The 13,605-nt window shown below is 52.3% G+C and carries 13 protein-coding genes; 10 read left to right on the forward strand and 3 right to left on the reverse strand.

Going from position 1 to position 13,605, the window contains the following annotated elements:
• Nucleotides 1–109 precede the first annotated feature (109 nt).
• Both dprA and azu read left to right on the forward strand, forming a co-directional pair.
• The gene (gene dprA, locus WBJ47_RS06900; RefSeq protein ID WP_422242853.1) at nt 110–1,276 is read left to right on the forward strand and encodes a DNA-processing protein DprA; all 1,167 of its coding nucleotides are present in this window, start codon (nt 110–112) and stop codon (nt 1,274–1,276) included.
• Between the two features lie 15 nt (nt 1,277–1,291).
• On the forward strand, nt 1,292–1,765 hold the full coding sequence (gene azu, locus WBJ47_RS06905; protein WP_422242854.1) for an azurin: 474 nt from the start codon (nt 1,292–1,294) through the stop codon (nt 1,763–1,765).
• Between the two features lie 32 nt (nt 1,766–1,797).
• Here azu and WBJ47_RS06910 read toward each other — a convergent pair whose 3' ends face one another.
• Nucleotides 1,798–2,490, reverse strand: coding sequence for a YggS family pyridoxal phosphate-dependent enzyme (locus WBJ47_RS06910; RefSeq protein ID WP_422242979.1), 693 nt, complete (start codon nt 2,488–2,490; stop codon nt 1,798–1,800).
• Nucleotides 2,491–2,656: 166 nt separating this feature from the next.
• Here WBJ47_RS06910 and WBJ47_RS06915 point away from each other — a divergent pair, with 166 nt between their 5' ends.
• The 8 genes from WBJ47_RS06915 to tcuB all read left to right on the forward strand — a co-directional run bounded on the left by WBJ47_RS06915 (nt 2,657) and on the right by tcuB (nt 11,710).
• The gene (locus WBJ47_RS06915) at nt 2,657–2,965 is read left to right on the forward strand and encodes a hypothetical protein (protein WP_422242855.1); all 309 of its coding nucleotides are present in this window, start codon (nt 2,657–2,659) and stop codon (nt 2,963–2,965) included.
• 76 nt (nt 2,966–3,041) lie between these two features.
• A complete protein-coding gene (urtA, locus tag WBJ47_RS06920; protein WP_422242856.1) occupies nt 3,042–4,292 on the forward strand; it encodes an urea ABC transporter substrate-binding protein in 1,251 nt (416 codons plus the stop codon).
• A gap of 25 nt (nt 4,293–4,317) precedes the next feature.
• Entirely contained in the window at nt 4,318–5,943 is a 1,626-nt protein-coding gene (gene urtB / locus WBJ47_RS06925; RefSeq protein ID WP_422242857.1) for an urea ABC transporter permease subunit UrtB, read from the forward strand.
• A gap of 8 nt (nt 5,944–5,951) precedes the next feature.
• On the forward strand, nt 5,952–7,055 hold the full coding sequence (gene urtC / locus WBJ47_RS06930; protein ID WP_422242858.1) for an urea ABC transporter permease subunit UrtC: 1,104 nt from the start codon (nt 5,952–5,954) through the stop codon (nt 7,053–7,055).
• A gap of 17 nt (nt 7,056–7,072) precedes the next feature.
• Entirely contained in the window at nt 7,073–7,903 is an 831-nt protein-coding gene (gene urtD, locus WBJ47_RS06935; RefSeq protein WP_422242980.1) for an urea ABC transporter ATP-binding protein UrtD, read from the forward strand.
• A gap of 4 nt (nt 7,904–7,907) precedes the next feature.
• Entirely contained in the window at nt 7,908–8,606 is a 699-nt protein-coding gene (gene urtE / locus WBJ47_RS06940) for an urea ABC transporter ATP-binding subunit UrtE (protein ID WP_422242859.1), read from the forward strand.
• A gap of 514 nt (nt 8,607–9,120) precedes the next feature.
• Nucleotides 9,121–10,536: an FAD-dependent tricarballylate dehydrogenase TcuA gene (tcuA, locus tag WBJ47_RS06945; RefSeq protein WP_422242860.1), complete on the forward strand. Its 1,416-nt coding sequence runs from the start codon at nt 9,121–9,123 to the stop codon at nt 10,534–10,536.
• Complete coding sequence (tcuB, locus tag WBJ47_RS06950; RefSeq protein WP_422242861.1) at nt 10,523–11,710, forward strand: tricarballylate utilization 4Fe-4S protein TcuB; 1,188 nt, start codon at nt 10,523–10,525, stop codon at nt 11,708–11,710. Before tcuA ends, tcuB begins: the two co-directional genes overlap by 14 nt.
• Nucleotides 11,711–11,781: 71 nt before the next feature.
• Here tcuB and WBJ47_RS06955 read toward each other — a convergent pair whose 3' ends face one another.
• Nucleotides 11,782–12,771, reverse strand: coding sequence for a sterol desaturase family protein (locus WBJ47_RS06955; RefSeq protein WP_422242862.1), 990 nt, complete (start codon nt 12,769–12,771; stop codon nt 11,782–11,784).
• 5 nt (nt 12,772–12,776) lie between these two features.
• Complete coding sequence (locus WBJ47_RS06960) at nt 12,777–13,499, reverse strand: polysaccharide deacetylase family protein (protein WP_422242981.1); 723 nt, start codon at nt 13,497–13,499, stop codon at nt 12,777–12,779.
• Nucleotides 13,500–13,605: the final 106 nt, after the last annotated feature.

A 13,605-nucleotide genomic window follows, 5' to 3' on the forward strand; every position in this document is an offset into this window, starting at 1 on the left:
TAATAACGCCAATAATTCGATGCAATCCGCATGATTCCGCATGTTTTAAGGGGTATTTCTGAGACTCTTTTATCCCTTTACAGCGCGATGCCTATGTCAGACTCGGTGCATGCCTCACACACTTTCGACCGAAATGCTCACCGCTTGGCTACGCTTGAGCATGACCCCTGGACTTGGCCCCATTTCAGCGCAACGTCTACTGAGCCACTTTTCTTGCCCACAAGCGGTTGAGCAATGTTCGCCTCAACAACTCGCCGCGCACGTTCCAAAAGCGATCTGCGAAGGCTTGCTCGCAGCCAGAGGCGAAGCGGTTACGCGTCAAATTCACCTAGCACTTCAGTGGGCACTCGAACCAGACCAGTTTATTTTGACCCCCGATCAGGCTCAATACCCAGCACAACTGCGGCACACTGCCGATGCGCCCACAGTGCTATACGCAAAGGGCGATCTCGACCGACTACAACAGCCTGCACTCGCCATCGTCGGCGCACGCAATGCCACCGCGGACGGCCTTGAACATGCGAGCGATTTTGCCTGCACACTTGCCCGCCGTGGCTGGTGCGTCATCAGCGGCTTGGCGCAGGGAGTTGATGCTGCCGCTCACCGCGGTGCCCTCCAAGCAGGTCCGACAAGCGGCGGCACCATCGCGGTACTCGGCACAGGAGCCGATATAGTCTATCCGCGCCATCATGCCGAGCTCGCGCGCCGGATTCTTAACGCGCGCGGCTTGCTTCTCACGGAATTTCCTCTCGGTACCCCAGCACGTCCGCATCACTTTCCGCGTCGCAATCGGATTGTGGCGGGACTTTCACATGGTGTACTGGTGGTCGAAGCCGCACTTAAAAGTGGCTCGCTACTCACAGCCAAACTGGCTGTCGAAATGAATCGAGAGGTGTTTGCGATTCCGGGATCGATTGTCTCGCCCCTTTCGCGCGGACCACACGCCCTCATTCAAGAGGGCGCCAAGCTGGTCGAGCGCGCCGAGGACATCTTGGACGAGCTCGGCGCAGCGCATGTGCCCGCCTTGAACTTCGCTGAACATGCCACACAAGCAACATCCACAACTGTGTTGACTGGGGACGCCGCAGCGAAAGCTGAACCGTGCTCACCTGTCTGGGACGCAATCGGCTACGATCCTGTTTCAGAGGACACGCTGCAACAGCGCACAAATTTGTTGCCTGCGATCTTGCAGTGTGAGCTGCTCTCTCTTGAGTTAAATGGCGACATTGAGCGCCGACCCAATGGTCGGATTGTTCGAACCCGCCGACGGTCCTAAAAAGTGATCCATCCTATGCATACTTTTTTTCTTCAGTCGAAAATATGGCGAAACGCTGTAATCGCCAGTGCGCTTTGTCTGGCAGGCGGTCTTGCCTCTGCGCAAAACTGTGCGGCCACGATTGAAAGTGATGATGCACTTCGTTTTACGCCAGAAAAAATCGAGATTCCGCTTGCATGTAAAACATTCATGGTGACGCTTAAACATACAGGCCGTCTACCCAAACTGGCCATGGGGCACAACTGGGTATTAGCAAAGCTCAGTGATTTAGACGGCGTCGCGCGTACAGGGATGCTCGCAGGAGCTGATCACAATTATGTCGATCCGAAAGATACCCGAGTCCTCGCGCACACGGGTGTAGTGGGTGGCGGAGAGTCAACGTCCGTCACGTTTGACATGGAAAAACTGGTGCCGGGCGAGCGCTACGGCTTTGTCTGCACTTTCGCCGGACATTCTCCTGTGATGCGTGGTGTGATCACTCTCAAGTAATGTGTGAGCATCCACGCATGGGGCACTCGGCATTAGGCTGGGTAATCTCTTGCGCCAAAAATCGCAGAGCCTACGCGGATTTCTGTTGAGCCTTCTTCGATGGCGAGCTCAAAGTCGCCACTCATGCCCATCGACAAACGGTCCAGCTCTATTCCGACAATGCCCTCTTGCCGAGCCTGATCTCGCAAGGTCCGCAATTGCGCGAAACAACGGCGAACCGCGCTTTGATCTTCAGACAAAATCGCCATCGTCATCAAGCCGCGCACTCGCATGGTCTGAAAACCACTGAGTTGTCGCAAAAATGGAATGAGTTCGTCAGGATCGAGTCCAGCCTTGGTTTCCTCTGGCGAGGTTTTGACCTGAACCAACACATCAATGGAGCGACCTTCAAGCTGAAGTCGACGGTCTAGCGCTTCAGCCAGCTCCATTCGATCTAAAGACTGCAACTCATGGGCAAGGCGGGCGACTTCTTTCGCTTTATTCGTTTGAAGCTGACCAATCACGACCCACTGAATATCGCAATCTGCCAAGAGTGGAGCTTTTTGTCCAATCTCTTGCGTACGGTTTTCTCCAAACCTGTTGTATCCAAGGCTAACCGCGCGTCGGATCGCCTGATCGTCGAAAGTTTTACTGACAGGCAGCAGCGTGACCTCGCTTGGATCGCGCCCCACCCGTGCGCATGCTTCGGCCATGCGTTGCTGGATGCGTCCGATGCGCGCTGACATCGCGATGGTGTCCGGGTCGTTCAAGCCTGTCGGCTGGGAGTGATCTGTGTTCATGCGGCTTGGCTTTCTGGGGAGTGGATCTTGATGTGCTGATCTTGGTGCGCTTATGTTACGCCATTGAATAGTGTGCACGATTTTATTGCCAATGCGCCAAATAGGGGCATTCATGCCTCATTGGCTTACATCGTCGCATCTGGCTTGTACAGCTTTGGTGGCGATGACTGTAGACAAGCGCGTTGGACGGGTGGGCGTTGCCCACTTCCCTCACAAAACACCCCTCCTGTGCATCGGCTCCGAACTCGACCCTGGCGGGTCTCAGACAGACGGAGCCGATTTTGCACATGAGGGGTGTTTTATTCGGCTCGTCCTGATGCGCTTATCTACAGTCATCGCCACCAAAGCGCCATTACTCATACATAAAACCGTAATGAAATGCCAACTTGGCACGACTCTTGCTTTAAAAGCATATGCATAGCTGCCAGCCTTTGGACGATATGCAGTTCTCCCACCTCGCCGACAACCCCGGCACGAACAGAACCAGGAGTTTAAAGATGCAACGCAGACTCGCACTGAAACAGCTTACCGCAGCAAGCCTCTTAGCCATGACGGGCTGGATGCCAGCCGCTTTTGCGCAAGACACAATCAAGGTCGGAATTTTGCATTCGTTGTCAGGAACCATGGCGATTTCAGAGACATCGCTTAAAGATGTTGCGCTGATGACGATCGAAGAAATCAACGCAAAAGGCGGAGTCATGGGCAAGAAGCTCGAGCCCGTTATTGTGGACCCCGCGTCAAACTGGCCACTCTTCGCTGAAAAAGCCCGAGAGCTGATTGCACAAAATAAAGTATCGGTGGTGTTCGGTTGCTGGACCTCTGTGTCACGCAAGTCTGTACTGCCTGTATTTAAAGAGCTCAACAGTCTCTTGTTCTACCCCGTTCAATACGAAGGTGAAGAACTCGAGAAAAATGTGTTTTACACAGGTGCAGCACCAAACCAGCAAGCCATCCCTGCTGTCGAATATTTAATGAGTGAGGACGGCGGCGGTGCCAAGCGCTTTGTTCTGCTTGGTACGGACTATGTCTACCCCCGCACCACCAATAAAATTTTGCGCGCCTTTTTGAAATCAAAAGGTGTCAAAGACAGCGACATTGAGGAGATATACACGCCTTTCGGCCACTCTGATTATCAAACGATCGTGGCCAATATCAAGAAGTTTTCAGCCGGTGGGAAAACAGCCGTTGTCTCAACAATCAACGGTGATTCAAACGTACCGTTTTATAAAGAACTTGGCAATGCAGGCCTGAAGGCGACAGACGTGCCAGTGGTTGCTTTCTCTGTGGGCGAAGAGGAACTGCGGGGTGTGGATACCAAACCACTCGTCGGTCACCTCGCGGCTTGGAATTATTTTGAGTCCCTCAAAAATCCAGTCAATGCAGAATTTGTGGCGAAATGGAAAGCCTATGCAAAGTCGAAGAACCTGCCTAACAATGCCACGGCTGTGACCAATGACCCCATGGAAGCCACCTACATCGGTATTCACATGTGGAAGCAAGCCGTCGAGCAAGCGAAATCCCTCGATACAGACAAGGTGATCGCGGCCATGGCAGGTCAAAAATTTGCCGCACCAGATGGCTACACGATCGAAATGGACAAAACCAATCATCACCTGCATAAGCCCGTCTACATCGGCGAAATTCAGGCAAATGGACAGTTCAGCGTGGTCTGGAAAAGCAAGGGACCAATCCGCGCGCAACCTTGGAGTCCATACATCGCAGGTAATGAAGGAAAACAAGGGCTTTAATTTAACAACATGAGAATGTCCCACTATGTCTTTGACTTATCCCTCTTGGAAAAGATGGTTGCTGGCTGTTTTGCTAGTATTACCGCTGCAATTGAGCTTTGCCGCAGACGTGGTCGATCGGCAAGTACTAAACGGCTTAGCAAGCGACAGCAACGAAGACCGATCCAAAGCCATTACAGCACTGGGACTTCTCTCGACTCCTGGCGCAGCCGCAGTGTTGGCTGCTCTGGGGGACGGCAACGTTCTGATTACCTCTGACGGAACAGTGTTGCTTGCTCGCAATCGCGAGCAAGCGCTCAACCCCGCAACTGGAGAAATCATCGCGCCACCAAGCGATGCACAACCTCTAACGCTCAACAATCGCTTAAGGCGCGCCTTGCAATCCGCGCTCGCCAGTTCAGAATTATTTTCCCCGCATCCGAATATCCGACTCGCAGCCGCGCAAAGGCTTCAAAAGGAAGCGGATCCTTCGCGCGCATCCGTCATTGAGCGTGCGCTCAATCTTGAAAAAGATCCTGCGATTAAACGCGCCCTTGAAGTCGCGCTAGCCAGTGCCGCGTTAAAGAGCCCTGAGCCCTCCGTTCGCCGCAATGCCGTCATGGCATTAGGTGACAGCAAAAATGCTGCCTTCAAACCTGCGCTGCTTGGGCTCGTGACTGCAAATAGTGCTGGTCAATTTAATGAATCTGACGATTCAGTCCGAACCGCCGCTAAAAAAGCACTGGCTCAAATCGAGCAACACCAGACGCTCGTGAGTTGGGTCGGAAACATTTTTTTTGGCGTTAGCCTAGGGAGTGTTTTGTTGCTGGCAGCACTGGGACTCGCGATCACCTTTGGGTTAATGGGGGTGATCAACATGGCACATGGCGAACTGCTAATGATCGGTGCGTATGCCACATATATTGTGCAGAGTTTGTTCAAACAATGGCTGCCAGGATGGATTGATTGGTATGTGTTGGCCGCCTTACCGGTCGCTTTTTTAATGACTGCACTCGTCGGTATGGCCCTTGAGCGTACGGTGATTCGATGGCTTTACGGTCGCCCGCTTGAAACATTACTGGCGACCTGGGGTATCAGCTTAATGTTGATGCAGGCGGTCAGAAGCATTTTCGGTGCGCAGAACGTCGAGGTCGCCAATCCCAGCTGGATGAGTGGCGGCATCACCATATTGGGCGACCTGACACTGAGCTACAACCGTCTCGTCATTATCGGCTTTGCATTCTGTATCGTGGTCGCAGTGTGGTTAGTCTTGAATTTCACACGCTTAGGTTTGTTTGTGCGTGCCATCACACAAAATAGACGCATGGCTGATTGTGTGGGTGTGCCAACTGGCCGCATCGACATGCTGGCCTTCGGCCTGGGTTCTGGCATTGCTGGTCTCGCCGGCGTCGCATTGTCACAGCTCAGCAACGTTGGCCCCGACCTTGGCAGAGGCTACATCGTGGACTCATTTATGGTGGTGGTGCTTGGCGGTGTCGGTCAACTAGCTGGCACTGTTGTCGCAGCGCTCGGTCTAGGAGTTTTAAACAAAATAATCGAGCCTTTTTGGGGTGCCGTGATCGCCAAAATCGCGATTCTATTGTTCATCGTTTTGTTTGTTCAAAAGCGTCCGCAGGGGCTCTTTGCTCCAAAAGGCAGGAGCGCAGAATGAGTTCTTTAATGATGAATACTTCTCAGCAGCAGCCTCCCGCCCTCTATTCCCGGAAAGCTTGGACAGGCATTGCGATCGTCGTTGCCCTATTAGCCAGCTTGCCTGCGCTGAACTTACTATTCCCCGCTGGACATCCCTTACATATCTCGTCCTTTGCGATCGCCTTAATTGGTAAATTTTTATGCTATGCGCTTGCGGCCTTAGCGCTCGATCTCGTATGGGGCTATACGGGTATTCTGTCGCTGGGTCATGGTTTATTTTTCGCGCTGGGTGGCTATGCGCATGGCATGTATCTCATGCGAGCGGCCAAAGCATCTCCCGAGATGTTGCCTGACTTTATGGGCTTTCTTAGCTGGAAAACATTCCCGTGGTTCTGGTCGTTCACCGAACACTTTTGGTACGCCATGCTGCTTGTTGTCCTCGTGCCAGGGTTACTCGCCTTTCTGTTTGGATATTTTGCGTTTCGTTCACGGATTAAAGGTGTTTATTTTTCAATCATTACCCAAGCGTTAACTTTCGCAGCCATGCTGTTGTTCTTTCGTAATGAAACCGGTTTTGGCGGAAATAACGGCTTTACTGATTTCAAACGAATTCTTGGCTTCGACATTACTGCAGCAGACACGCGCGCAGTGTTGTATTGGGTGAGCCTTGCTGTGCTGCTGGCCTCTTTGATCATTGCGCGCGCCATTACACAATCAAAGTTAGGACGTGTCCTCACTGCGATCCGCGATTCAGAAAGTCGATTGCGATTTTTAGGTTATGAGCCTCTCGGTTTTAAGCTCTTCATCTGGACCGTCTCGGCCATCCTCTGTGCCATCGCAGGCGCCTTGTATGTGCCTCAAGTCGGCATCATCAATCCTAACGAAATGTCGACGGAAAACTCTATCGAAATGGTGATTTGGGTTGCGACTGGCGGAAGAGGTACCTTGATTGGTCCGATTATTGGAGCGGGCACTATCAATGGCCTAAAAACTTGGTTTACAAGCGTCTTTCCTGAGTTTTGGCTTTATGCACTTGGTCTTATTTTTGTTTTGGTGACGCTTTTTCTTCCACAAGGTATTGTTGGACTGGCTCGGCAGCTAGGACAGCGCTTCAAGAGATTGAAATCATGACAACTCAAGCATCTGTCATGACCGAAGACGAAACACTGCAGCACGGAAGCGCGGGCGGAGCGGTGTCTTATGGTCGCCCGAAACATAGTGGGGTAGATACCACGCATGGTGCGATTTTGTATTTAGATTCCATCAGTGTCGTCTTTGATGGTTTTAGGGCGCTCAATAATTTGTCACTCGATATTGGGGTGGGCGAGCTGCGTTGCATTATTGGCCCAAACGGTGCCGGTAAAACAACCATGATGGATGTGATTACCGGCAAAACACGCGCGACCTCCGGTACTGCATTTTTCGGACAAAATTACGATCTCTCTATACTCAGCGAAGCGCAAATCGCTGACGCAGGAATCGGCAGAAAATTTCAACGTCCAACCGTTTTTGAACATCACTCTGTTTTTGAAAATCTTGAACTGGCGATGAAGGCCAACAAGGGAGTCAAGTCTACCCTCTTTGCGCGACTCAACAGCACAGAGCGCGACAAAATTGCAGCAACACTCGACATGCTTCGTCTCAGTGCTGAGCAATATCGCGCTGCCGGACTGTTGTCTCACGGCCAAAAACAATGGCTTGAAATTGGCATGCTCCTGATGCAAGAGCCTCTATTACTTTTACTGGATGAACCTGTTGCTGGCATGACAGATGCGGAAACAGAGCGAACCGGGGAGCTGTTAAATGAATTGCGCGGCAAGCACTCCCTCGTGGTTGTCGAGCATGACATGGACTTTGTGACCCAAATCGCCCAAGGCGGCAAAGTCACTGTGTTGTGCGAGGGTTCAGTGCTTGCTGAGGGCACGATGCAGCAAGTTCAAGAAGATCCGCGGGTCATTGAAGTGTATCTAGGGCGGTAGCATCATGCTGGACATACAAAATATTCATCAGTCTTATGGCAGCAGCCACACTCTTCGCGGCATATCCCTCTCCGTTAAACAAGGCGAGTGCATGGCGTTGTTGGGTCGCAACGGCGTCGGGAAAACAACGCTTTTAAAATGCTTGATGGGTGTTCAAAGCATCTCCTCTGGCTCTATCTCATTTTCAGGTCAAAACATTAGTGGTTTGCCGCCTCACGCCAGAGCGAAACTCGGCATGGCTTACGTTCCTCAGGGGCGGGAGATTTTTGCGCGGCTAACCGTCGAGGAAAATATCCTGATGGGCATGGCGACCAAACCTAGTCGCGAGGCACATGATATTAAAGAAGAGGTATTTGATCTGTTTCCAGTATTGCGCACCATGCTCAAACGTCGTGGCGGAGACCTGTCTGGGGGACAGCAACAACAACTCGCTATCGCGCGGGCTCTTGTCTCAGACCCCAAACTGATTATCTTTGACGAGCCCACCGAGGGCATCCAGCCTTCCATCATCAAAGATATCGGACGCGTCATTAATTTATTGCGCAACAGGGGAGATATTGCAATTCTCTTATGTGAACAATATTTTGACTTTGCCCGGGAGCTGGCCGATCGCTTTGTGGTGTTGTCGAGAGGCGAAGTGGTGGCTTCTGGCGATCGCTCAGAAATGGATAGCGAGTCGGTACGCAAACATCTCTCTGTTTAGGTTGCTCTAGAAATACTTAAGTTAGAGGCCCGGTGGACGGGTGGGCGTTGCCCACTTCCCTCAAAATATGCCTGCAGACGCATCGACTCCGAACTCGGCCCGAACGGGCCTCAAACAAGCGGAGTCGATCTTGCCTCTGCAGACATATTTTGAGGCTCGTCCTGACGTGCCTCTAACTTAAGTATTTCTAGACCAAGCAAACTGGGGCGGCTTGTTGCGTGGGGGAGCGTCAAGGAAAGGCCGAGTATTACGCACAGCTGGCAACAAATCGGCTCCGTCTGTCTGAGGCCCAAAGGGCCGAGTTCGGGGCCGATCAGCCAGCAAGCGTACAACGAGGGAAGTGGGCAAAGCCCACCCGTCCGCCGCCGCCCACGCAACAAGCCGCACCTGGTTGCTTATTACCTAATACCCCAAAACCCATAGCCCCCCCTCCACGGCACCCCCACATTCCCCTACAATGTGCCACGTTTTTATTCAATCTCAACGCGAACAAAAAACACCGCGAGGCAAGAACATGTGGGACGTAGTCGTAGTTGGAGGTGGCAATGCCGCCCTGTGTAGCGCTTTGATGGCCCGTGAGGCGGGTGCAAGCGTCTTGATCCTAGAGGCATCGCCCAAAGAGTGGCGAGGCGGAAATTCTCAGCACACACGCAACTTGCGTTGCATGCATGACGCGCCACAAGACGTCCTGGTTGAAGCCTACCCCGAAGAAGAATATTGGCAAGATTTGCTAAAGGTCACCGGCGGCATCACCAACGAAAAACTCGCCCGGATGGTGATCCGCGAGTCCTCGACCTGCCGGCCATGGATGCAAAAGCACGGCGTGCGTTTCCAGCCATCGTTGTCCGGCACCCTCCACGTTGCCCGAACCAACGCCTTTTTTATGGGTGGCGGAAAGGCCTTAGTGAACGCGTATTACCGCAGCGCAGAAAATCTCGGCATTGATATTTTGTATGACTCACCCGTTGACGATTTAGAAATTAAAGACGGTAAATTCATCGCAGCAAAAGTGGGTAACAAACGTTACGAGGGTCACTCAGTCGTACTGGGTTGTGGAGGCTTCGAGTCTGACCGTGAATGGTTGCGTGAAGCCTGGGGTCAAAACGAGCGCGGCGAATGGCCTGCCGACAACTTTTTGATTCGCGGTACTCGCTACAACATGGGTGTCGTCCTTAAAGTCATGATGCGCGAAGGCGCAGATACTATGGGTGACATGACCCAAGCTCACTGCGTGGCCATCGATGCCAGAGCGCCGCTCTATGACGGCGGAATCTGTACACGCATTGATTGCGTATCGCTCGGCATTGTCGTCAACCGCGAAGCCAAGCGCTTCTACGACGAAGGTGAGGATTTCTGGCCCAAGCGCTATGCACTGTGGGGCCGTCTGGTTGCGATGCAACCCGGACAAATTGCCTACTCAATCATCGATGCCAAATCAGTTGGTCGTTTTATGCCTCCCGTGTTTGACGGCGTCAAAGCCGACACATTGCCCGAACTGGCCAGCAAACTTGGGCTTGACGTGGACACCTTTATGAATACAGTGAACGGCTTTAATGCCGCCTGTAAGGTGGGCACCTTTGATCATACGATTCAGGACGACTGTCACACTGAGGGCGTGCAACCAGAGAAAACCCACTGGGCGCGACCAATCGATACAGGACCGTTCTATGGATACGCCGTACGCCCTGGCGTGACGTTTACTTATTTCGGACTGACCACCGACGAAAAAGCCAGCGTGTTCTTTGACGGCAAAGCAAGTCCCAACATGTTCGCAGCAGGTGAAATCAACGCCGGCAACGTTTTGGGCAAGGGCTACACGGCAGGTGTCGGCATGTCGATCGGTACAGCATTTGGTCGAATCGCCGGCACACAAGCCGCACTCGCCGCAAAAAAAATGAAAGAAGGAGCAGTACAGCATGCAGCAGCTTGAATCACTGACCCGCGAAGCACAAAATCTGGCGGGTGCGTCTGAGCACTCCATCAAGTGGCACCAAAAAGGTATCACTGAAAACGAAGCTGAAGTCGCACGTCAAATGCAAATTTGTAACGCGTGCCGTTACTGTGAGGGTTTTTGTGCGGTGTTCCCTGCAATGACTCGCCGCCTAAGTTTTGACAACAAGGCAGACCTCAACTACTTGGCTAACCTGTGTCACAACTGTGGCGCCTGTCTGCACGCGTGTCAGTACGCACCCCCGCATGAGTTCATGGTGAACGTGCCACAAGCCATGGCAAAGGTGCGTCTGGAGACCTACACCGACTTTGCTTGGCCGGCGGCATTGGGCTCCTTGTACAAGCGCAACGGACTCACTGTCGCCATGTCGATGGCATTCGGTTTAGCGCTTTTCTTAGTGTTGGCGCTGCTCTCAACAGGCTCGCTTTGGCATGAGCCTTTGGCAGGCAACTTTTACGCAGTGTTCCCACACAACACCTTAGTTGTCCTCTTTGGGTCAGTCTTTGGCTTTTCAATCCTTGCCATACTCATAGGTGTCATCCGCTTCTGGCGCGAAATTACCCCAGGTCAAGCAAGCGGTGTTGCAGTCGGTGAAGCAGCCCATTACGCCCTCAAGCTCAAGTATCTTGACGGCGGCCACGGTGAAGGCTGTAACGACGAGGATGACCGCTTTACGCTGCGTCGCCGCCGCTATCATCATCTGACCTTTTACGGCTTTATGTTGTGTTTTGCTTCAACTTCCGTCGCCACGCTTTATCACTACGTTTTTGGCTGGCAAGCACCCTATGACTACACCAGCATCCCAGTGATCCTTGGGACTGTCGGCGGTATCGGTCTGTTGATTGGCCCGATCGGCCTGCTCTCGCTCAACCTTAAGCGCTCACCCTTGCACGGCGATGCTGCGCAGAAACCGATGGACCGCGGCTTTATCGCTTTGCTCTTCTTGACAAGCCTGACAGGCTTGGCGCTTTTGATTTGGCGCGACACCGGCGCGATGGCACTGCTGTTGGCGATCCACCTTGGCATTGTGATGGCTCTGTTCCTCACGATGCCTTACGGTAAGTTCGCGCATGGCTTCTATCGCTGTGCAGCGCTGCTCAAGTCCTCCATTGAAAAGCGTATGCCCAACAAGTTATCGCTTGGCTCTGACTAAACGTACTTGGTAAAAAAAGCGGTGTGGATCGAAAGATCCACACCGCTTTTTTTTGTCAAACAACTGAAGGCTTATCTTTGCTGGCTACTCTCAAAACCTGCCGTCTTAGAGCCAAACATTCGTCGCAAACCCAGCCACTGCTGAGAAAGGAAACTGCGCCCATAATCTCTGTTCCCGCCTTCGGGCTCTTGGTCGTGAATGCCAGTTTTGACATAGGCGGTGTTGTAACGCGCCGTGCCAAACAAGATATCCCAGATCGGAAACAGTACGGAAAAATTGTGCCCATGCGCCCGTCCTGCTGTCGACTCGTCATACTCAATCGAATGATGATAGCGGTGAAATTTTGGACTCACCAGCAAACGCTCGCCAATTTTGCCAAAAGACATACGGATATTTGCGTGCGAGCAACTTTCAACCAACTGACTCAACACCACAATCAAAATAAATTGTCCGGGTGGCACACCAATTAACTTGGACACCAAAACAAATACCGTGCTGCGCAAAACACTATCCAGGATGTGGTTACGATTGTCGCTCCACATCGTCATTTGTCGCTGACTGTGGTGCACAGCATGCAAACTCCAAAACCAAGCAAATCGATGCTGCGCGCGATGATAGAAATAATCAACCGCATCGAAAATTAACAAATACATGATAAAACTGACCCAGGCAATGTCTGTCACGCCTGGCCATATCTGATCGATGTGAAACGTTGAGAAACCAGAGACACTTGCCTGCCCAGCCAACGCATCCCAAAGGGGCTGAATCGAAAAGAACAAAATCACTCTAAACAAACCAAGGCGATGGATCAGGGTATACAAAATATCGATACGAACTTGGTGACGATCCACCAGAGGCTCTACAGGGCGCCACCTCTGCAACGCACCGAACACCACGACAATTAATGCGATTTGCAGTAAGCCAATCAATAACCACATGGTCCCGTCATAGGCATCTTCGATAAAACCGCTCAGCCCCAAGGCAAAAAGAGTGGGCTGGACAATCAGCTCAAACAGCCATTGCTGGGCGGAATCAAACATTTCAATTGCAGTATTGATCATTGCTTTCACTTAGGTAATTGAGAGACAGCCCGAAAAGCCGGATGCGTGTCGATTGTTGCGAAACAAAATCCCTTTTCTTTTAAGCCTTGAATAAGAGGCTCCAGCACGACCGGTGCCCATGGGTCTTTACGTGACCAGATCCCAAGGTGCGCGAGCAAAATATCACCACTGCGAATGTTGCGCAAAGCGCGCTCAAGCAGCATTTGGTTAGGATACTTCTCGCTGGACAATTCATCACCTAAAAACCCTGCTGGCGACCAACCCACATGCGCATACCCACACTCGGCAGCAGCTTTGAGTAAAGCTGGCGACGTACGCCCCCCCGCGGCCCGAAAAAGTGGCAACATCTGTTGACCGGTCATTTGCATAAACCGATCAACAGGGCGCTTTAACTCGCGACAGTAGTCCTGAGCAGACCAAGTCTGCAGCTTTCCCTCTAGAGGACCTGCACTTGCCCGCACTCTGAAATTGCCGTCTGGCAAATCAGCCTGCCAGTACACATGATCGTACGTGTGCGATGCAAACATATGGCCTTGCTGGCTGAGCTTTTTCCACCAAGGCGCCCAAACCTCATCGAGACTTCCGCCGCCAGTCCGCGTGCGCTCATTCGCCAAAAAAAATGTCGCGCGAACCTTTTGTCTTGATAGCACTTCCTCCACGAGAGGTGCGATTTCCATATGCCCAGTATCGAATGTGAGATACAGCGGTTTGGCACACACTGGAGGCATTTCAAGTAATACGCTGGTCAGGGACTTCGTACCCGGCACTGAGTCCGGAATGGGTTGAGGTGCTAATGCCGCGTCAGCTGCAGCGTCAACAGACACTGGCGAAACA

The organism is Zwartia sp. (assembly GCF_049655405.1).
Lineage (GTDB): Bacteria > Pseudomonadota > Gammaproteobacteria > Burkholderiales > Burkholderiaceae_B > Zwartia.

Bases quoted from the DNA above. Each gene is read 5' to 3' on its own strand.
- WBJ47_RS06955 (WP_422242862.1), bottom strand. From the start codon at position 12,771: ATGATCAATACTGCAATTGAAATGTTTGATTCCGCCCAGCAATGGCTG.
- urtE (WP_422242859.1), top strand. From the start codon at position 7,908: ATGCTGGACATACAAAATATTCATCAGTCTTATGGCAGCAGCCACACT.
- WBJ47_RS06910 (WP_422242979.1), bottom strand. From the start codon at position 2,490: ATGTCAGCGCGCATCGGACGCATCCAGCAACGCATGGCCGAAGCATGC.
- urtC (WP_422242858.1), top strand. From the start codon at position 5,952: ATGATGAATACTTCTCAGCAGCAGCCTCCCGCCCTCTATTCCCGGAAA.
- azu (WP_422242854.1), top strand. From the start codon at position 1,292: ATGCATACTTTTTTTCTTCAGTCGAAAATATGGCGAAACGCTGTAATC.
- tcuB (WP_422242861.1), top strand. From the start codon at position 10,523: ATGCAGCAGCTTGAATCACTGACCCGCGAAGCACAAAATCTGGCGGGT.
- WBJ47_RS06960 (WP_422242981.1), bottom strand. From the start codon at position 13,499: ATGCCTCCAGTGTGTGCCAAACCGCTGTATCTCACATTCGATACTGGG.
- dprA (WP_422242853.1), top strand. From the start codon at position 110: ATGCCTCACACACTTTCGACCGAAATGCTCACCGCTTGGCTACGCTTG.
- urtB (WP_422242857.1), top strand. From the start codon at position 4,318: ATGTCTTTGACTTATCCCTCTTGGAAAAGATGGTTGCTGGCTGTTTTG.
- WBJ47_RS06915 (WP_422242855.1), top strand. From the start codon at position 2,657: ATGCCTCATTGGCTTACATCGTCGCATCTGGCTTGTACAGCTTTGGTG.
- urtD (WP_422242980.1), top strand. From the start codon at position 7,073: ATGACCGAAGACGAAACACTGCAGCACGGAAGCGCGGGCGGAGCGGTG.
- urtA (WP_422242856.1), top strand. From the start codon at position 3,042: ATGCAACGCAGACTCGCACTGAAACAGCTTACCGCAGCAAGCCTCTTA.
- tcuA (WP_422242860.1), top strand. From the start codon at position 9,121: ATGTGGGACGTAGTCGTAGTTGGAGGTGGCAATGCCGCCCTGTGTAGC.